Origin of the sequence: Herbaspirillum sp. SJZ107 (genome assembly GCF_006715485.1) — a bacterium.
Taxonomy (GTDB): Bacteria; Pseudomonadota; Gammaproteobacteria; order Burkholderiales; family Burkholderiaceae_D; genus Telluria.
Genome location: NZ_VFNH01000004.1, coordinates 111,173 through 129,188, shown reverse-complemented (window position 1 = coordinate 129,188; position 18,016 = coordinate 111,173). Strand labels below are relative to the sequence as shown.

Here is an 18,016-nt window from a genome sequence, read left to right as displayed (position 1 = left end):
TCGTTCTTGTGATTATGGTTGTTTTTGCATGATCGTGTCGCTTTCCGGCACGATATGCGTCTCTGCCTGCAGCACGGCCATCTCGGGCACGTCGGGCGGCCCGATGGCTTGCGCGCCATCCTGCCGCACCTGCACCTGCGCTGCCTCGGCAGGACCAGGCTGTTCCGGGACCGGCGGCGAAGCCGCCAGCACCCCGCCCGCCTCGGCCCTGGCTTGTGCCTCGGCACGCTTGCGGGCATCCTCGGCCGCCTGGTCGAAAAAGCTTTTCGAATGCTTCAGCGAAGCCAGCATGTCGGCCGGCATCGGACTGGCGACGTTGTAGTCGTCCATGTACATGTCGAGCTTGTCCATCACGTTGAAGTGAGGGTCGGCGAACAGTTTCTTGAGCGCGCTGCGGCGCACGGCCTGGTCGACGCCGCGGGCGACGAAGGCCGAGAAGTCGGATTCGCTGGTCAGTTGCGCCACATCGTCCATGGTCGGCAGGACGATCGGCGCCGCGGCGTGCGCGACCGGCGCCGCTTCGGTCGCCGGCATGCGTGGCGCAGGGGATTCGACTACGATGGGTTCGACGGCGGTTTCCGCTGCCGGCTCGGGTGCCGGCTCGATGCCCGCCCTGGTTTCAGTCTTGCGCCGTGCCCAGCGCCGCAGGAAGCCTTCTTCGGCCATGGTCATCCGTGCTGCCGGCCGCGGCGCGGCTTGGGCTGGTAGTGTTCGCGCAGGTAGCCGGCCACCCAGCTGTAGACCTCGGCCGGCATGTCGACGCCGTCGGCGTTCTCGCCCGAGTCGAACATGCGCGTGCCCTCGACGTAGCTGACCGAGGCGCGCACCGGCATCGCCCTGCCCTCTTCCATGCGCCACATCACGAACACCTTCGATTCCGGCGCCATGCAGTTCTCGTAATACCCTTCGTTTTCGTCCGGGTAGAGTTCCAGCTCCAGGCCGGAGACCAGGTAATAGTCGCGCTCGGGCGACTGGCTCAGCATCTGGACCGGCGGCAGGTTGCCGCGGTCGGGCACGATGCCGACGGCGGCCCAGGCTTCATCGGCCCAGCGGTGCTGGACGCTGCGGCGCTGCATCAGCACCGCGATCGGCATGCTTCCCATTTTCATTTTTTCTTGCTCACGTTCTCTGGCGACCCTTTCTGGACCGTCGGCTCGGTGCCATGCGGCACGGCCTTGGTCGGGCCTGCCTTCTGGTCCTCGCTCGGCGGCGCGGTGCCCCATTTTTCGCTCTTGACGATCGGGTTGGCGGGCGAAGCCGGCAATTGGCCGGCCTGCTGGCCGCCGGCGCCGGCCGCGGTCACGATGCCGCCGGCGGATGCGCCCGCCGGCGCCGCAGATCCTGGGGCTGCAGCGGCCGGCGCGGCAGCGGCAATCGCCACCGGCGGATGCGTTTTCCAGCCCTGCTGGGCAGCGCGGCCGCGCCAGCGGCTGCTGAGCGCATCCATCGAGGCGGTCAGGCTTTCCTTGTCTTTCGCCGCCTGCGCAGCGGCCTGGGCTTTCTTGGCGTCCGCGGCCTGCTGCTGGGCCGGGGTCGGGGCCGGCAGTGCGGCCCAGGCCGGCAGGGAGGCCGAGGCCGCCGCCAGCAGGGCCGCGGCCAGCATCATGGTCTTGGTGGTCATTGCGTTCTCCTCAACGTCCCGGCGCAGCCTGGCTGGCGCCCGGGTCGCGGTGGGCGGCAGCCGGCTGCGGCGCGCCGTTGCCCGATTCCGGCGTGGGTGCGGACGGGGCCGGCTTGTTGTCGCCGGATTGCTGCTGGGTGGTGCCGCTCGCGGCACCCGGGTTGCTGACACCGGAACTCGGGCCCTGGCCGGTCTCGGTGGTGGTGCCGCCGGTACCGGCGCCCCCGGTGTTGCCGCCGGCGCCGCCGGCGATGCCCGGCGTGCCGCCGGCATAGGTGGCGTCGGTCTTCGGACCGCCATGCGCCGCCATCACCTGGCCGCTGGTGCCGCCGCCGGCTGTCACCATGCCGGGGAATTTGGTATGGATCTGGGCGTCGTCGCCGTGCTCCTTGCAGCCTGCCAGGGCCAGGGCCAGCAGTACGCCCGGTATCAGATAAGTCGATGCTTTCATGCCGCTGTCCTCAGTGGGCCGGGCCGGGTCGCGGCCGCATGCCACCCTGGGGCGGCGGGTTGTCCGGTGGCGGCGGGTCCGTCGGCACCTGGTCGTCGAAGGTGCCTGGCGGCACGCCCGCCTTGACTTCCTCGTACCACAGGCGGTGGTGGGCCTTGGCCCAGGTCTCGTCGACGGTGCCGTGGCGCATCGCCTCGTAGGCGCCCGGGGTGCCCCAGGTGCCGATGAAGGCATGGCCCATGCCGGCGGCGATGTAGAAGGTGGCGCCGATCATGTGCAGGTAGTTGGCCACCTGCAGCATGTAGCGGGTCTGGCCGAAACCGATGAAGTCGAGGATCAGGCCGCTGATCGACATCACCAGGCCCAGCAGTACCACGCCGAACCAGAACCAGCTCTTTTCGCCGGCGTTGAAGAAGCCGGCCGGCACGTGCTTGTGCTGGACCAGCCCTCCGCCCTGCTTGATCCACAGCCAGTCGATCTTGCGCGGGAAGTTACGGCGCAGGAAGGTGAAGAACATCAGCACCGAGCAGACGATGAACAGCGGGCCGAGGAAGTTGTGCAGGTACTTCGAGACGTAAGCGAAAAACGAGAACACGTCGTGGCCGAACAGCGGGATCAAGAGCTTCTTGCCGAAGGTGATCAGGAGACCGGTGACAGCCAGGATCACGAAGCTGATCGCGGTGGCCCAGTGCACCCAGCGCTCCCAGCCGTTGAAGCGCTGCAGGCGGCGTCCGGTGTCGGGCGCATCGGTGCGCGCCGGGCCGACCACGCGGTAGAACACGAAGATGACGGCGATCACCAGCACCAGCAGGCTGCCCATGATGGTCGCGATCGGGCCGTTGCGCCACACGCGCCACTGGTTGCCGCCGCGCTGGACGATCACGTTGGCTTCGGTGCTGCCGTACTGGCCGAGGTAGTGGCGGTCGACGTGAACGCGGCCCGAGGACTTGTCGGCCAGGCCGGGTTCGGGCACGCGCGAATCCTGCTGCAGCTGCAGCATGGTCTGTTCTTCGGCGTAGGCCGGCTCGGCGCGGTTGTTCGGCACCCCGGCATGCGCCAGATGCGTCGCGAACACGAACAGCATCATGCTCGACAGGACAAACCGGACCAGCCAGGAAACAGGAGACACACCGGGAGACACAGCGGAGGGAAGCGCGGCGCGCAAATCGATTCGCATGTCGGTTCCTTTACGGGTTGGCCCGGTTGTATTCGTTCTGGTGCATGTTGCGGTTGGCAACCGTGCCCCACCACGCCAGCCTGTCCTTGTGGAACATCACCTCGAATGGGCGGTTGTCCTTCTTGCCGGCGTACTGGCCCTTGACCCAGTTCGGGTGCTGCTCGACTTCGAGGCAGCCGGTCAGCACCCACAGCGGTACGATCAACAGCAACAAGCGTTTCATGTCGGGATCCTCCCTGCATCGTTCTGCGAATCCTTGAGGTTCTGGTTTTCGCGCGGCGCGTCGCCGGTGGCCTTGATCTCGCCGCCGCGTTTCGGCTTGCCGTAGGCGATCTTCCAGCCCCACAGTTCCGGCCCGTAGCCACGCGTCTCGACGCGCTGGCGGTAGATGTCGGCGATCACGTTGGCGTCGCCGCCGATCAGGGCCTTGGTGCCGCACATCTCGGCACAAGCCGGCAGCTTGCCTTCGGCGATGCGGTTGCGGCCGTATTTCTTGAATTCGGCTTCCGAGGTGTCCGGTTCCGGGCCGCCGGCGCAGAAGGTGCACTTGTCCATCTTGCCGCGGTGGTTGAACAGGCCGGTCTCGGGGAACTGCGGCGCGCCGAACGGGCAGGCGTAATAGCAGTAGCCGCAGCCGATGCACTGGTCCTTCGAGTGCAGCACGATGCCGTCCTCGGTGTGGTAGATGCAGTTGACCGGGCACACCGCCAGGCAGGGGGCGTCGGTGCAGTGCATGCAGGCCACCGAGACCGAGCGCTCGCCGGGGATGCCGTCGTTGATCGTGACCACGCGGCGGCGGTTCACGCCCCACGGGGTTTCGTGTTCGTTCTTGCAGGCGGTCACGCAACCGTTGCAGTCGATGCAGCGTTCGGTGTCGCAAATGAACTTCATTCGTGCCGTCATGTCAGCTCCTTCCTCAGCTCTTTCCTTAGGCGCGTACCAGGCGGCACAGCGATACCTTGGTTTCCTGCATCATCGTCACGGCATCGTAGCCGTAGGTCCAGCCGGTGTTGACGGCTTCGCCGCGCACCGTCGGCGCGCCGCCTTCCGGATAGTGCTTTTCGAGGTCTTCGCCCATCCACCAGCCGCCGAAGTGGAACGGCATCCAGACGATGCCGATCGGCACCCGCTGGGTCACCATCGCCATCAGCTTCAGGCGCGCGCCGGTCGGGGTCTCGACCCACATGAAGTCGCCCAGCTTGACACCGATCTGGGCGGCGTCCTCGGGATTCACTTCGCAGAACATGTTCTGCTGCAGTTCGGCCAGCCACGGGTTGGAACGGGTTTCCTCGCCGCCGCCCTCGTACTCCACCAGGCGGCCGGAGGTCATGATCAGCGGGAAGTCCTTCGAGAAGTCGACCTGCTGCACCGATTTGTACAGCGTCGGCAGGCGCAGGAAGGCGGCCTTGTCGTCGTAGGTCGGGTACTTGGCGACCAGGTCGCGCCGCGGCGACAGCAGCGGTTCGCGGTGGGTCGGCACCGGGTCCGGGAAGTTCCAGACGTTGGCGCGGGCGCGGGCGTTGCCATAGGGCGCGCAGCCGTGCGAGATCACCACGCGCTGGATGCCGCCCGACAGGTCGGTCTTCCAGTTCTTGCCCTCGGCGGCGATCTTTTCTTCCGGCGTGAGATCGTCCCACCAGCCCAACTTCTTGAGGAACACGTGGTCGAACTCGGGGTAGCCGGTGTCGATCTCGCTGTCCTTCGTGAACGAGCCGTCGGCCGCCAGCAGGCTTTCGCCGTTGTGCTCGACGCCCCAGTTGGCGCGGAACGGCAGGCCGCCTTCGGCCACGGACTTGGTCAAATCGTACAGGATGGGCGTGCCCGGGTGCTTCATTTCCGGCGTGCCCCAGCACGGCCACGGCAAGCCGTAGTAATCGCCCTTGCACGGGCCATCGTCGGCGCGCATCGTGGTCGGGTTGAAGGTGTGCTTGTTCTGCATGTGCAGCTTGAGGCGCTCGGGCGAGCAGCCGGTGTAGCCGATGGTCCAGCACGAGCGGTTGATCTCGCGCAGGATGTCTTCGATCACCGGTTCGTTGTGCACGACCTTGATGTTCTTGACCAGCTGTTCGCCGAAGCCGAGCTTCTTGGCGAACAGGTACATGATTTCATGGTCGGTCTTGCACTCGAACAGCGGCTGGATCACGCGCTCGCGCCACTGGATCGAGCGGTTCGAGGCCGTCACCGAACCCTGCGATTCGAACTGCGACGCCGCCGGCAGCAGGTAGACGCCGTCCTGGCGCCCGTGCATCGACGCCGTCATGCTTGGGTACGGGTCGACCACGACCAGCATGTCGAGCTTTTGCATCGCCGCCTTCATGTCCGGCAGGCGGGTCTGGCTGTTGGGCGCGTGGCCCCAGTAGATGACGGCCTTCAGGTTGCTCGGCTGGTCGATGTACTTGTTTTCCTCGAGCACGGCATCGAACCAGCGCGACACCGTGATGCCCGGTTTTTCCATCAGCTCCTTGGACCCGAAGCGCGACTTGATCCAGTCGTAGTCGACGCCCCAGACGTTGGCGAAGTGCTTCCAGGCGCCTTCGGCCAGGCCGAAGTAGCCTGGCAGCGAGTCGCCGTTGGGGCCGACGTCGGTTGCGCCCTGCACGTTGTCGTGGCCGCGGTAGATGTTGGCGCCGCCGCCCGGCTTGCCGATATTGCCCAGCACCAGCTGGAGGATCGAGAGCGCGCGCACGTTGGCGGTGCCGACGTGGTGCTGGGTGATGCCCATGCACCACACCACCGACGACGGCCGGTTGGTGGCGAGCATCTCGGCCGCCATGCGCACCGCCGATTCCGGCACGCCGGTCACTTCAGTGACCTTTTCCGGCGTCCATTTCGCCACTTCCTTGCGCACGTCTTCCATGCCGTAGGTGCGGGCGGCGATGAATTCCTTGTCTTCCCAGCCGTTGGCGAAGATGTGCCAGACGATGCCCCACACCAGCGGGATGTCGGTGCCGGGGCGCACGCGCACGTAGTGATGCGCGAAGCGCGCGGTGCGGGTGAAGCGCGGGTCGATCACGATCATCTTCGCGCCCAGTTCCTTGGCGTGCAGGAAGTGCAGCATCGAGATCGGGTGGGCCTCGGCCGGATTCGAACCGATGAACAGCACGGCCTTGCTATAGTGCAAGTCGTTGAACGAGTTCGTCATCGCGCCGTAGCCGAAGGTCTGGGCCACGCCGGCCACCGTGGTCGAGTGGCAGATGCGCGCCTGGTGGTCGCAGTTGTTGCTACCCCAGAACGAGACCCATTTGCGCAGCAGGTAAGCCTGCTCGTTGCTGTGCTTGGAGCTGCCGATCAGCATCAGCGCATCCGGACCGGACTGCTGGCGCAGCTGCAGCAGCTTGTCGCCGATCTCGTTGATGGCCTGGTCCCAGGAAATGCGCTCGTACTTGCCGTTGACCAGCTTCATCGGATAGCGCAGGCGGTGCTCGCCGAAGCCGTGCTCGCGCACCGACGCGCCCTTGGCGCAGTGGGCGCCCATGTTGATGGGCGAATCGAAGGCCGCTTCCTGGCGCACCCAGACGCCGTTGCTGACCACCGCTTCGACCGAACAGCCGACCGAGCAGTGGCTGCAGACGGTGTGCTTGATCTCGGTCGTGGGTTCGGCCTGCACAGGCTCGGCGGCGGTGGCCGGCTGCATCATGTTCAGCGGCAGGTGGCGCGCGAGTGCGCCGGCGCCGGCGGTGACGCCGGCCCCGACCAGGAAGCGGCGGCGCTTGAGGCCGCTGTCGCGCGATGTTTTCACCAGGGTCATGAGAGTTCCTCGATTTACCAGTAGGCGGCGGTGCGGTAGTAATTACGGATGTGTTCGGTCTCGTGGTAGCCGCGCGGCTTGGCCGTGTCTGGCGCCGGGGCGGCAGCCGGGGCTTCGGCTTCCTTGGCACCAGCGGCGGCGGCCACTGCCAGGGCGCACAGCGGCGCGGCCTTCAGCAGGCTGCGTCGGGCTGGATCGGGTACGCCGGCCGGCTTGCGGGCCGGCCTGCCCGATCCAGCAATGCCGTTCTCGTCCATTTGGTCGGGTTTCTGTTCCTTGTCCATGTGTGTCCTCAGGCTGCAATCAGGTCATCGGCATCCAGCACCGAAAAGGCCTGGGCTTCGATCGACAGGAAGGCGTCGGCCACGGCGGCCACGACGCGGTAGAAATTCGCTCCCTCGGCATGCGCGATATCGGCCAGGCAGGCCGCATACCAGGGACGGATGTGCGCTTCGAAAAACTGTTTCTGGGCCAGCAGCGGCTGCCGGCCGATGCCCGGGGCGCCCTGGATCAGCACGCGCATGGTTTCGCACAGGGCGCCGAGGTGATCTTCCGACTCGCCAGCACCCGGCGCGCGTGCCAGGCGCAGGCGCGCGAGGTCGTGGCGCAGCTGGACCAGCGGCACGTCGTTCAGGTGGCCGGTGAGATAGAAGGAACCGAAGGGATTCAGCAGCGGGTTGCCGGTGCTCAGGAACAGCAGCGTGAACTCGTCGGACGCCGCGCCGGCGTCGACCACGCTGGCGGCTTGGGTCAGCTTCAGCCAGGCATCTTCCAGCGCGAACTCGCCGGCGGCAGAGATCGGCTCCGACTCGGCCAGGGCTGCCAGCAAACCGCTGTCCGGTGGCGCCAGCAGCAGGCGCGCCAGCAAGGCGTAGAAATCGGCGCGCGCCTGGTCCTCGCCGCCGAGCGGCAGGTTGACGGATGCGTCTGGCTGCTGAGGAACCATGGTTCTCCCGTTAATAAATTCTTACGGAAAGTGTAGACGCTCGTAAGGACGGGACGCGCACGGTTGAACCGCCTTGCATGCGCAGCCGGCTTGGGTGGCAGCGCATGCCCGCCGCATTCATGACGACGGGCAACGCCAGCGCGCAGTTTTGTAACGAACGGGGGCGCACGCTTGCTTGACGTGGCCGTGCCATGCACACTGCATCGATCGATGGCATTGCAGCGGAAAAACTTAGAGGAAGCAATGGACTATGAACTCAGCAAGGTAATGGAAGCGGTCGGCCCGAACGCCGGCCTGGTGTTCGCCTCCTGGATGTTCATGCAGTTGCTGCAGGGACGCTATACCGCCGCGTTCACACGCTACCGCGAGCTGATCAGCGATTTCCGGCACGGCATCGAGGGCAAGCGCAAGGACACGGTACGCGACCAGATCGCGCTGTACCGTGAACGGGTCGACTACATGCGCCGCGCCCTCGACCTCGGCCTGTATGCGGCGATGCTGTTGATCGGCACCCTGATCATCGCTGCCCTCAGCGCGATGTTCGGCGCTCCCGCGTTCCTGAAATACCTGGGCACGCTGACCACGCTGGCCGGACTGGCCGCCATCATCTGGTCGGCGGCGCTGGTGGTGGCCGAGAACCGGCTGATCAAGCTGCCGCTCGACCATGAAATGGAAGACATTCCGGAACTGCGCGCGCTGGCATCCAGGCCGCGCAGCGGCCACAAGGCCTCGAATGCATTGGGTGGCGGAAAGTGAACAGGCTATAATGGCGGGGTATTGACGGCCCTTACCCTCCCATGAGCTCCCCCGATTTTCCTGCCATCGAGCAGCCGCTGAACGTCCAGGCGCTGAAGGTCAAATGCTCGGCCTGCAGCATGCACCAGCTGTGCCTGCCGATGGGCCTCGAAGATGCCGACATGGAGCGCCTCGACCAGATCATCGGCCGCCGCCGGCGCCTGGTGCGCGACGAGCGCCTGTATGCGATGGACGAACCCTTCCGCAACCTGTACGCGGTGCGCTTCGGCCACTTCAAGACCTACCAGGTGAATGCGGCCGGCGAATCCCAGATCACCGGCTTCCAGATGGCGGGCGAACTGCTGGGCATGGACGCGATCAGCGGCGACCGCCACCACTGCGACGCGGTGGCGCTGGAAGACAGCGAAGTCTGCGAGATCCCGTTCGCGCGCCTGGAAGAGCTGTTCGGCCAGGTACCGGCCCTGCTGCGCCACTTCCACCGCATCATGAGCCAGGAAATCACGCGCGAGCAGAACGTCATGCTCTTGCTCGGCAACATGCGCGCCGAGCAGCGCTTTGCCGTGTTCCTGGTCAACCTGTCGTCGCGCTACGCCGCCCGCGGCTACTCGCCGACCCGCTTCCAGCTGCGCATGTCGCGCGAGGACATCGGCAATTACCTGGGCCTGACCATCGAGAGCGTCAGCCGCCTGCTGTCGCGCTTCAAGAAGATGGGACTGGTGCAGGTGGACAAGCGCGAGATCGTGCTGCTGGAGCCGGCCCGGTTGAAGGCAATGGCGGCGGGTACGGAGCAGTGCAGCCCGATGGCGTAAGCCGTTTTTCCATCTGCAGCGCCCGGATCGCGATCCCGCTGCGGTGCGGCACCAGCCGCTCGCGCAGCGCGCGGAACCCGGCGCGCTCGTAGAACGGCACCGCATTCAGCGACGCCGACAGGAACAGCCGGTCGACGTCCTGGGCGCGCGCCATCGCTTCCAGCGCCGCCAGCAAGGCGCGCCCGATTCCTTGCCCGTGCGCGCCGGGATCGACGAACACCGCATCGACTTCGCCGGTCTCGGCATCCAGCACGGCATAGCCGAGCAGCCGGCCCGCGTCTTCCGCGACGATGCCGCCGCCGGACCGGACCAGCAAGGGCATGGTGGCCGGCGGCGCGGCGGCGGACCAGATGTCGATGACCTCGGGCGGATAGTGGCTTGCGCAGCTGCTCCTCACGGCGCGGGTGCGCAGCGCCCAGAGGGCCGCGAGGTCGGCTTCGGTGGCCGGGCGCTGGGATGGCATGCTCATCGTCTGGCCTCGTACGCTATCGGTGCCGATCAATCTATCACGGCCGTCAATACAAGCCAACTTCCCCGCGCGTGCGCGCCTCCCGGCAGGCATCGGCTAGACTGTTATCAAGACGATCAACAACGCGATCAATAACGTATCAAGGACTTACCTATGCCGCCAATCTCACCAGAACTCCACGAAGAACTCGGCAAACGCCTGCGCCAGAGCCGCGAAGACATCCTCGCCACCGTCCACGCCCGCACCGACGGCGACACCGACGACCGCCCGGCGATCTCGCCGAATGCCCACATGGGCCAGAACGACGACGCCCCGGCCGGCGAAATGCTCAGCCATAACGAAGAGCACCTGGCCGAACACGAAACCAACATGCTGCACGAGATCGACGCCGCCATCGGCCGCCTGGAATCGGGTGGCGCCGGCATCTGCGTGGTGTGCGGCTGCGACATCCCGGAAGAGCGCCTGCTGGCGACGCCGACGGTGCAGACCTGCATCCAGTGCCAGGAGCGGATCGAGAAGGAAGAAGGATCGGGGCGCGGGCCGACGATGTGAGGCCGCCCTGCTCTTCCGTTGTTAGCGCGTAAACGTCGCCCCTGCGAAGGCAGGGGCCCAAGTTCGTGGTGTAGCGCAAAACTTGGGCCCCTGCCTGCGCAGGGGCGACGCTCATACAGCGTGTCCGTAGTACCTCAAACGGTCTTCGAATGGCGCGGCTCCGCGACGTCCAGGTACCGGTCGAACACCATGCAGATATTCCGGATCAGCAGCCGCCCCTTCATGCCCACGCTGATCCAGTCCTCCCCCACGCTCACCAGCCCATCCCGCTCGAGCGCCGCCAGCGCGTCCAGCTCGCGTTCGAAATAGCGCCGGAACACGATCGGAAACGCCTGCTCCAGCGCCAGGATCGACAGTTCGAACTGGCACATCAGTTTCTGGATGACGGTCCGCCGCAGCACGTCGTCCATGCTCAGGCGCACGCCGCGCGCCACCGGCAGTTCGTTGCGGTCGAGGGCGTCGTAATAGCCGTCCAGCGTCTTGGCGTTCTGGCTGTAGGTGGCGCCGACCGCGCTGATGGCGGACACCCCGCAGGACACCAGGTCGGCGTCGGCGTGGGTCGAATAGCCCTGGAAGTTGCGGTGCAGGCGGCCCTGGCGCTGGGCCAGGGCCAGATCGTCGCCGGGCTTGGCGAAATGGTCCATGCCGATGTAGACGTAGCCGGCGCGGCCCAGGCGCTCGATGCACAGCTGCAGCATCTGCAGCTTGGTATCGCTGTCGGGCATGTCGGCGTCCAGGATGCGGCGCTGCGGCTTGAACAGCTGCGGCATGTGGGCGTAATGGTAGACCGCGATGCGGTCCGGGTCGGCCGCGATGACCTTGTCCAGCGTGGCGTCCATCGTGGCCGGGGTCTGCTTCGGCAGGCCGTAGATCAGGTCGATGCTGACCGAACGGAAGCCGGCGGCACGCGCGGCGGCGATGATGGCGCGCGTCTCCTCCTCCGGCTGGATGCGGTTGACCGCCTGCTGGACCGCGCCGTCGAAATCCTGCACGCCGAGGCTGATGCGGTTGAAGCCCTGGCGGCGCAGGCTGTGCACGCGTTCCGGCGACACGGTGCGCGGATCGACCTCGATCGAATACTCGCCGGCGGCATCGCCGGCGAAACGGAAGCAGCGCCGCAGGTGGTCCATCAGCTCGCCCATCTGCGCGTCCGACAGGTAGGTCGGCGTGCCGCCGCCGAAATGCAGCTGCTCGACTTCATTCATGCCGGCGAACAGCCGCCCCTGCATCTCGACCTCGCGCTTCAGGTAGGCCAGGTAGGTGGCGGCCTTGTCGCGCTTTTTGGTGACGATCTTGTTGCAGGCGCAGTAGTAGCAGACGGTGTCGCAGAACGGGATGTGCAGGTACAGCGAGAGCGGCCGGACGCCGGCACGCGTGCGGCGGTCGGCCACGGCATGCAGGAAATCGCGGTAGCCGAAGCTGTCGCCGAAGCGGTCGGCGGTCGGGTAGGAGGTGTAGCGGGGGCCGGACTTGCCGAGGCGGGCAATCAGCTCGGCGTCGAATTCGACTACCGGCAGGTCGTGCAGTTTCATGTCAACTAACTCCTTGTGATCCACATGACCCATGCCAGGTGGAAATCTATACGAGGAGTTTATTGAGCGGGCTCAGCTAAATCTTTGACTTACATCAAAAACCGCCGAGCCCCTTTATTTAAGCAGTAAGCGAACGCGTGTCGATCTTGAAGACATCCAGCGCCTGCGACAGATGCGCCGCCTGCTCCGCCACGCTGGACGATGCCGCCGCCGATTCCTCGACCAGCGCCGCGTTCTGGCGCGTGATCGCATCCAGTTCCGCCATCGCCGCATTCACCTGGGCGATGCCCTGCCCCTGCTCGCGCGAGGCCAGCGTGATGCCGTGCATGATGACGGCGGCGTCCTGCACCGAGGCCACCACTTCGCGCATGGTCTGGCCGGCGTTGCCGACCTGGTCGTTGCCCTGGCCGACCTTCTGCACCGAATCCTCGATCAGCGCCTTGATTTCCTTGGCCGCGCCGGCGGAGCGCTGGGCCAGGCTGCGCACCTCGCCCGCCACCACCGCGAAACCGCGCCCCTGCTCGCCGGCGCGCGCCGCTTCCACCGCCGCGTTCAGCGCCAGGATGTTGGTCTGGAAGGCGATGCCGTCGATCAGGCCGATAATGTCGACGATGCGGGTGGCCGAGCCGCTGATCTGGCCCATGGTGGCGCCGACCGCCTGCACCGCATCGCCGCCGCGCCCGGCGACGCTGGAGGCGGCGCCGACCAGGCCGTCGGCGCGGACCGCGCTGTCGACGTTCTGTCCGGCCGCGGCAGCCACCTGCGCCAGGCTGGCGGCGGTCTGCTCCAGGCTCGCGGCCTGGGCTTCGGTGCGCTGGGCCAGGTCGTGGTTGCCGGTGGCGATCTCGCGCGTGGCCGCTTCGATCGAGCCGACGTTGGCGCGCACGTCGCCGACGATCGCGGTCAGGTTCACGTTCAGCTGGCGCAGCGCCAGCAGCAAGCTGCCCATTTCGTCGTCGCGGCCCCTCGGCGGCATGTGCGACAGGTCGCCGCCGGCCAGGGCATTGACGGCGTCGCGCGCCTGGCCCAGCGGCGCCACGATGGCGCGCTGCAGCTCGGCCCAGGCCAGCAGCGTCAGGACCGCGCCGGCGCCGGCCAGCACGCGCCACACGATGCCGCCGGTGGCGGCGGCCAGCGCCAGCAGCAGCGCCGACTGCGAACCCAGCATCAGGCCGAGGCGCCGTCCCAGCGGCATGCTGCGCAGGGCCAGCAGGCGCGCCGCCCAGCCGGACTTGACCACGGCGCCGCGGCGGATCGCCAGTCCCTCGGCTTTCTTCTCGCGGAAGCGCCGGTACAGCGCTTCGGCCGCCTTGACCTGGTCGCGCCCGGGCCGGGTGCGGACCGACATGTAGCCGACCACGCGGCCGTTTTCCTTGACCGGCACCACGTTCGCCACCACCCAGTAGAAATCGCCGTTCTTGCGGCGGTTCTTGACCATGCCGGTCCAGGGTTCGCCGGCCTGCAGCGTGGCCCACAGGTCGGCGAAGGCTTCCGGCGGCATGTCCGGGTGGCGCACGATGTTGTGCGCCTTGCCCAGCAATTCGTCGACGGCGAAACCGCTGACTTCGATGAAGGCCGGGTTGACGTAGGTAATGCGGCCTTTGGTGTCGGTCTTGGAGACGATCGACTGGCCATCCTGGAGCAGGTATTCGATGCCGGTGACCGGCAGGTTGGTACGCACAGGTAATCCTTAATTCTTGTGAAACATGGTAATTTTATGGACTCACGGCAACTATTTTCCTTGACTTAGATCAAAAACGCGAATGAAACCTGCGTATGTGAAGAAAAAAACAGACGGTTTCGTGGCTGGGTTCAAAATGAGTTACGCTGCGCGCAATGATTGCAGACCAATGTTTTTAACTGCACAACGGCCTTGCTTAAACCCATGCTTACCCTCATTTAGCGTCGATGAACGATCACCTTTCCCTGACGCGGCACCCCGACGTCCTGTATGGACCACACCAGCCCGAGCTGCTGCGCAACGAAATCCTGGCCGACCTGCTGGAAGCCAGTGCGCGCCGGGCGCCCGAGCAGCTGGCGCTGGTGTCCGGCGAACGCCGGCTGCGCTATCGCGAACTCGACGAGCAGGCCAGCCTGGCCGCTTCCCGGCTGATCGAGGCAGGTATCGGGCCGGGCGACATCGTCGGCTTGTGGATGCCGCGCGGGATCGAGTTGTTGATCATGCAAGCGGCGATCGCCAAGACCGGCGCCGCCTGGCTGCCGGTCGACGAAGACACGCCGGTCGAGCGCCTGCTGGTGTGCATGGAGGATGCCGGCTCGCCGGCGCTGGTCAGCAGCGAACGGATGCGCGAGCGCCTCGGCGGCGTCACGCAGCCTGGCGCGACCCGGCCGCTACACATGGCCGAGGACTTGCTGCTGCCGGCCGCTGACGGCTACGTGCTGCAGCGCCGCGGCGCCGTGCCGGGCAGTGCACCGGCCTACGTGATCTACACCTCGGGCTCGACCGGCAAGCCGAAAGGCATCCTGATCGACCAGCGCAGCATCTGCCACTTCCTGCGCAGCGAAAACGAGGTGCTGGGCGTGCGTGCCGACGACCGCGTCTACCAGGGCTTCTCGGTCGCCTTCGACATGTCGTTCGAGGAGATCTGGATTTCCTGGCTGGTCGGCGCCACCCTCTGGCTCGGCCCCAAGGAAAGCGCGGGCGATCCGGAAGCGCTGCCGCGCCTCCTGACGGAAAACGGCGTCACCGTGCTGCACGCGGTACCGACCCTGCTGTCGCTGTTCGCCGAGGACGTGCCGGGCCTGCGCATCATCAACCTGGGCGGCGAGATGTGCCCGGAAACCGTGGTCGAGCGCTTCTCGAAGCCCGGCCGCACGATGTTCAATACCTACGGCCCGACCGAGGCCACGGTGTCGGCCAGCCTGGCGCGCATGGAACCGGGGCGCACGATCACGATCGGCGATCCGCTGCCGAACTACGGCCTGCTGGTCATCTCCACCGAAACCGACAAGGGTTTGCAGATCCTTCCGCGCGGCGATACCGGGGAACTGTGCATCACCGGCCCCGGCCTGTCGGCCGGCTACCTGGGCCGCCCCGACCTGACGGCCGAAAAATTCCTGCCCAACCCGTGGGCCTCGGGCATGGACGACGCGCGCCTGTACCGCACCGGCGACCTGGCACGCATCGAGCCGGACGGCCAGGTGGTGTGCCTGGGCCGCACCGACGACCAGGTCAAGATCCGTGGTTTCCGGGTCGAGCTGGGCGAGATCGAGGCGGTACTGGCCCAGCAGGACGGCATCGGCACCACGGCCGTCTTGCTGCGCAAGGACGACGGCATCGACCGCCTGGTGGCCTACCTGGTGCCGGCCGCGGGCGCCACCGGCGAACAGCTGGCCCCGGCCACATTGCGTCGCGCATTGTCCGGCCGCCTGCCGCCCTACATGGTGCCGAGCCGCTTCGAAGTCCTGAGCGTGATGCCGCGCCTGACCTCGGGCAAGATCGACCGCAAGTCCCTGAAGGCGATGGCCCTGAGTGCGCCGCTGCCGAGCGACCCGGCCGAATCCGATACGCCCGAGACGCCCGGCGAGGAAGCCCTGTTCGCGGCACTGGCCGGGCTGTTCCCGGGCCAGGCGATCCGGCGCGAGCAGGATTTCTTTTCCGACCTCGGCGGCCACTCCTTCTTTGCCGCGCGCCTGGCCACCGCCTTGCGCCAGGACCCGCGCTTCGCCCACATGACGGTGCGCGACATCTACCAGCAGCGGCAGATCGGCGCGATCGCCTCGAGCCTGGACCAGGCCGCAGGCACCGCCGCGATGGAAGACGACTGGACTCCGCCGCCGGCGGCGCGGCGCTGGCTGTGCGGCCTGGCCCAGCTGGCGACGGTGCCGGTGCTGGTCACGCTGCGCATGGCGCAGTGGCTGGCGCCCTTCTTTACTTACCACTTCATGACCGGCGACCCGGGCGACAAGATCCCGCGCGCGATCGCGGCGTCGATCGGCGTGTTCCTGCTGGCGACGGTCATGGAATTCGTGCTCGCCATCGGCGGCAAATGGCTGGTGGCCGGCCGTCTGAAAGCGGGTGTCTACCCATTGTGGGGCAGGACGTATTTCCGCTGGTGGCTGGCCGACCGCCTGGTCGAGGCGGCGCCGACCTACCTGCTGGCCGGTTCCTCGCTGTACGCCTGGTGGCTGCGCCTGCTGGGTGCCAGGATCGGCCGCGACGTCGTGATCGGTTCGATGACGGTGCGCGCGCCGGAACTGCTGCACTTCGGCGACAACGTCAGCATCGGCAACGCGGTGAACTTCGAGAACGCGCGGGTCGAGCGCGGACGCCTGATCCTGGGCGCGGTCACGCTGGAAGACGACGCCTTCGTGTCCTCGTACGCGATCCTGGAAGGGAACACACGGGTCGAGCGGCGCGGCCACCTCGAGGGTCAGTCGGCGCTGCAGGACGGCGCCGTGGTGCCGGCCAACCGCATCTGGAACGGCTCGCCCGCGCGCGACGCCGGCGCCTTCGACCCGTCGACCCTGCCGCCGCGCCCGCGCGCCAGCCGGCGGCGCCTGGCCGGGGAAGCGCTGTTCTTCGTGTTCGGCATCCTGCTGGTGGCGACCCTGTTCTTCATGCCGGTGTTCCCGAGCTTCGTCCTGATCGACTGGTTCGACGAACGCGGCACCCTGGCCTGGCTGCAGGCCAGTACCATCCAGGGGCAGCTGGTGCGCTACTTCGTGCTGGCGCTGCCGGCCAGCGCGGTGCTGATCTTCCTGACCATGCTGGTGTCGGCCGGGATCCGCTGGGGCTTCCTGCCGCGCATGCAGCCGGGCCGCTCCGCGGTGCACTCGAACGCCTACTGCAAGAAGTGGCTGGTCAGCCACATCCAGGAATCCAGCCTGAATGTCCTGCACGGCATCTACGCCACCGTGTACGCGCCCTTCTGGTACCGCCTGCTGGGCGCCAAGGTCGGACGCGACGCCGAGATCTCGACCGCGCTGGGCGTGGTACCCGACATGCTGACCCTGGGCGACGAAACCTTCATCGCCGACGCCGTGATGCTGGGCGACGAACAGATCGACGGCGGCTGGATGACGATGGAGCCCACCGTGGTCTCGAACCGCTCTTTCGTCGGCAACGGCAGCTACATCCCGGACGGCACCATCCTGCCGGAAGGCGTGCTGGTCGGCGTGCACACCCACGCCCCGGCCAACGAACGCATGACCGGCGGCGACACCTGGCTGGGATCGCCCCCGATCCACCTGCCGGCGCGCGAACAGGTCAGCGGCTACCCGGAACACCTGACCTACCGCCCCTCGCCGCTGCGCCGCTTCGGCCGCGCGCTGGTGGAAGCCTTCCGCATCGTGGCGCCGCACGCGGTGGTGATCGCGGTCGGCTACACGGTGGTGCTGGACCTGATGCCGATCGCCGGCCAGGGGCGCTGGGGCGAGGTGGTCTGGTACCTGGCGCTGATCGGCCTGGCCTTCGGCGTCGGCAACTACCTGTTCGTGCTCGCCTTCAAATGGCTGCTGCTGGGCCGCTACCAGAAACGCGCGGAACCGATGTGGACGCCCTTCGTGTGGCTGTCCGAAGGCGTGACCAATATGTACGAAGGCATCGCGGTGCCGAACTTCATGCGCTACCTGCGCGGCACGCCGTGGCTGCCGGTCGCCTTCCGCCTGCTCGGCTGCCGCATCGGCAAGGGCGTGTACATGGACACCACCGACATCACGGAATTCGACTGCGTCCACATCGGCGACCACAGCGAGCTGAATGCATTGTCCTGCCCGCAGACCCACCTGTTCGAAGACCGGGTGATGAAGATCGACCGTGTCGACATCGGCAGCAAGGTCTACGTCGGCCCGCGCGGCACCGTGCTGTACAGCGCCAAGGTCGGCGACAACGCGCGCCTCGGACCGCTGACGCTGGTGATGAAGGGCGAGCACATTCCGGCGGCGACCAGCTGGAGCGGCTTGCCGGCGGCACCCTTGCGGGCGGCGGGGTGA

Annotated in this window: 17 protein-coding genes; 4 read left to right on the top strand and 13 right to left on the bottom strand. The window is 67.0% G+C overall.

The window, feature by feature from the left end; translation table 11 throughout:
• Positions 1-12: 12 nt before the first annotated feature.
• The 10 genes from FBX97_RS23700 to FBX97_RS23655 are packed head-to-tail and all read right to left on the bottom strand — an operon-like array spanning position 13 to position 7,943.
• Positions 13-672 (bottom strand): DUF3306 domain-containing protein, encoded by a 660-nt coding sequence (locus FBX97_RS23700; protein WP_255517614.1) that lies wholly within the window; start codon positions 670-672, stop codon positions 13-15.
• Positions 669-1,109, bottom strand: coding sequence for a DUF3305 domain-containing protein (locus FBX97_RS23695; protein WP_185748721.1), 441 nt, complete (start codon positions 1,107-1,109; stop codon positions 669-671). Before FBX97_RS23695 ends, FBX97_RS23700 begins: the two co-directional genes overlap by 4 nt.
• Positions 1,106-1,621: a hypothetical protein gene (locus tag FBX97_RS23690; RefSeq protein ID WP_141837338.1), complete on the bottom strand. Its 516-nt coding sequence runs from the start codon at positions 1,619-1,621 to the stop codon at positions 1,106-1,108. Before FBX97_RS23690 ends, FBX97_RS23695 begins: the two co-directional genes overlap by 4 nt.
• Before the next feature lie 10 nt (positions 1,622-1,631).
• The gene (locus FBX97_RS23685) at positions 1,632-2,072 is read right to left on the bottom strand and encodes a hypothetical protein (protein ID WP_141837336.1); all 441 of its coding nucleotides are present in this window, start codon (positions 2,070-2,072) and stop codon (positions 1,632-1,634) included.
• A gap of 10 nt (positions 2,073-2,082) precedes the next feature.
• Complete coding sequence (locus tag FBX97_RS23680; RefSeq protein WP_255517613.1) at positions 2,083-3,249, bottom strand: formate dehydrogenase subunit gamma; 1,167 nt, start codon at positions 3,247-3,249, stop codon at positions 2,083-2,085.
• Between the two features lie 10 nt (positions 3,250-3,259).
• Entirely contained in the window at positions 3,260-3,472 is a 213-nt protein-coding gene (locus tag FBX97_RS23675) for a hypothetical protein (RefSeq protein WP_141837334.1), read from the bottom strand.
• Positions 3,469-4,152, bottom strand: coding sequence for a formate dehydrogenase FDH3 subunit beta (gene fdh3B, locus FBX97_RS23670; protein WP_221631861.1), 684 nt, complete (start codon positions 4,150-4,152; stop codon positions 3,469-3,471). The genes FBX97_RS23675 and fdh3B overlap by 4 nt, the downstream gene beginning before the upstream one ends.
• Before the next feature lie 25 nt (positions 4,153-4,177).
• Positions 4,178-6,997 (bottom strand): formate dehydrogenase subunit alpha, encoded by a 2,820-nt coding sequence (locus FBX97_RS23665; protein ID WP_141837332.1) that lies wholly within the window; start codon positions 6,995-6,997, stop codon positions 4,178-4,180.
• Between the two features lie 14 nt (positions 6,998-7,011).
• Positions 7,012-7,281, bottom strand: a complete 270-nt coding sequence (locus FBX97_RS23660) for a formate dehydrogenase (protein ID WP_255517612.1) — start codon at positions 7,279-7,281, stop codon at positions 7,012-7,014.
• 8 nt (positions 7,282-7,289) lie between these two features.
• Positions 7,290-7,943 carry a molecular chaperone gene (locus tag FBX97_RS23655; protein ID WP_141837331.1) on the bottom strand — a complete coding sequence of 218 codons (654 nt, stop codon included), beginning with the start codon at positions 7,941-7,943 and terminating at the stop codon, positions 7,290-7,292.
• Positions 7,944-8,186: 243 nt separating this feature from the next.
• Here FBX97_RS23655 and FBX97_RS23650 point away from each other — a divergent pair, with 243 nt between their 5' ends.
• Complete coding sequence (locus tag FBX97_RS23650; RefSeq protein ID WP_185748720.1) at positions 8,187-8,699, top strand: DUF2721 domain-containing protein; 513 nt, start codon at positions 8,187-8,189, stop codon at positions 8,697-8,699.
• Positions 8,700-8,740: 41 nt separating this feature from the next.
• Complete coding sequence (fnr, locus tag FBX97_RS23645) at positions 8,741-9,508, top strand: fumarate/nitrate reduction transcriptional regulator Fnr (RefSeq protein ID WP_141837327.1); 768 nt, start codon at positions 8,741-8,743, stop codon at positions 9,506-9,508.
• Here the strand turns inward: fnr and FBX97_RS23640 are convergent.
• Positions 9,399-9,977 (bottom strand): GNAT family N-acetyltransferase, encoded by a 579-nt coding sequence (locus tag FBX97_RS23640; RefSeq protein WP_255517611.1) that lies wholly within the window; start codon positions 9,975-9,977, stop codon positions 9,399-9,401. The genes fnr and FBX97_RS23640 overlap by 110 nt on opposite strands.
• Positions 9,978-10,130: 153 nt before the next feature.
• Between FBX97_RS23640 and FBX97_RS23635 the strand changes: the two genes are divergently transcribed.
• Positions 10,131-10,529: a TraR/DksA family transcriptional regulator gene (locus tag FBX97_RS23635; RefSeq protein ID WP_141837325.1), complete on the top strand. Its 399-nt coding sequence runs from the start codon at positions 10,131-10,133 to the stop codon at positions 10,527-10,529.
• Between the two features lie 134 nt (positions 10,530-10,663).
• On the opposite strand, the gene hemN is transcribed toward FBX97_RS23635, so the two are convergent.
• Complete coding sequence (hemN, locus tag FBX97_RS23630) at positions 10,664-12,061, bottom strand: oxygen-independent coproporphyrinogen III oxidase (protein ID WP_141837323.1); 1,398 nt, start codon at positions 12,059-12,061, stop codon at positions 10,664-10,666.
• Between the two features lie 118 nt (positions 12,062-12,179).
• Positions 12,180-13,742: a PAS domain-containing methyl-accepting chemotaxis protein gene (locus tag FBX97_RS23625; protein WP_141837321.1), complete on the bottom strand. Its 1,563-nt coding sequence runs from the start codon at positions 13,740-13,742 to the stop codon at positions 12,180-12,182.
• 227 nt (positions 13,743-13,969) lie between these two features.
• Between FBX97_RS23625 and FBX97_RS23620 the strand changes: the two genes are divergently transcribed.
• Complete coding sequence (locus tag FBX97_RS23620; RefSeq protein ID WP_141837319.1) at positions 13,970-18,016, top strand: Pls/PosA family non-ribosomal peptide synthetase; 4,047 nt, start codon at positions 13,970-13,972, stop codon at positions 18,014-18,016.

Bases quoted from the DNA above. Each gene is read 5' to 3' on its own strand.
- FBX97_RS23700 (WP_255517614.1), bottom strand. From the start codon at position 672: ATGACCATGGCCGAAGAAGGCTTCCTGCGGCGCTGGGCACGGCGCAAG.
- FBX97_RS23695 (WP_185748721.1), bottom strand. From the start codon at position 1,109: ATGAAAATGGGAAGCATGCCGATCGCGGTGCTGATGCAGCGCCGCAGC.
- FBX97_RS23690 (WP_141837338.1), bottom strand. From the start codon at position 1,621: ATGACCACCAAGACCATGATGCTGGCCGCGGCCCTGCTGGCGGCGGCC.
- FBX97_RS23685 (WP_141837336.1), bottom strand. From the start codon at position 2,072: ATGAAAGCATCGACTTATCTGATACCGGGCGTACTGCTGGCCCTGGCC.
- FBX97_RS23680 (WP_255517613.1), bottom strand. From the start codon at position 3,249: ATGCGAATCGATTTGCGCGCCGCGCTTCCCTCCGCTGTGTCTCCCGGT.
- FBX97_RS23675 (WP_141837334.1), bottom strand. From the start codon at position 3,472: ATGAAACGCTTGTTGCTGTTGATCGTACCGCTGTGGGTGCTGACCGGC.
- fdh3B (WP_221631861.1), bottom strand. From the start codon at position 4,152: ATGACGGCACGAATGAAGTTCATTTGCGACACCGAACGCTGCATCGAC.
- FBX97_RS23665 (WP_141837332.1), bottom strand. From the start codon at position 6,997: ATGACCCTGGTGAAAACATCGCGCGACAGCGGCCTCAAGCGCCGCCGC.
- FBX97_RS23660 (WP_255517612.1), bottom strand. From the start codon at position 7,281: ATGGACAAGGAACAGAAACCCGACCAAATGGACGAGAACGGCATTGCT.
- FBX97_RS23655 (WP_141837331.1), bottom strand. From the start codon at position 7,943: ATGGTTCCTCAGCAGCCAGACGCATCCGTCAACCTGCCGCTCGGCGGC.
- FBX97_RS23650 (WP_185748720.1), top strand. From the start codon at position 8,187: ATGGACTATGAACTCAGCAAGGTAATGGAAGCGGTCGGCCCGAACGCC.
- fnr (WP_141837327.1), top strand. From the start codon at position 8,741: ATGAGCTCCCCCGATTTTCCTGCCATCGAGCAGCCGCTGAACGTCCAG.
- FBX97_RS23640 (WP_255517611.1), bottom strand. From the start codon at position 9,977: ATGAGCATGCCATCCCAGCGCCCGGCCACCGAAGCCGACCTCGCGGCC.
- FBX97_RS23635 (WP_141837325.1), top strand. From the start codon at position 10,131: ATGCCGCCAATCTCACCAGAACTCCACGAAGAACTCGGCAAACGCCTG.
- hemN (WP_141837323.1), bottom strand. From the start codon at position 12,061: ATGAAACTGCACGACCTGCCGGTAGTCGAATTCGACGCCGAGCTGATT.
- FBX97_RS23620 (WP_141837319.1), top strand. From the start codon at position 13,970: ATGAACGATCACCTTTCCCTGACGCGGCACCCCGACGTCCTGTATGGA.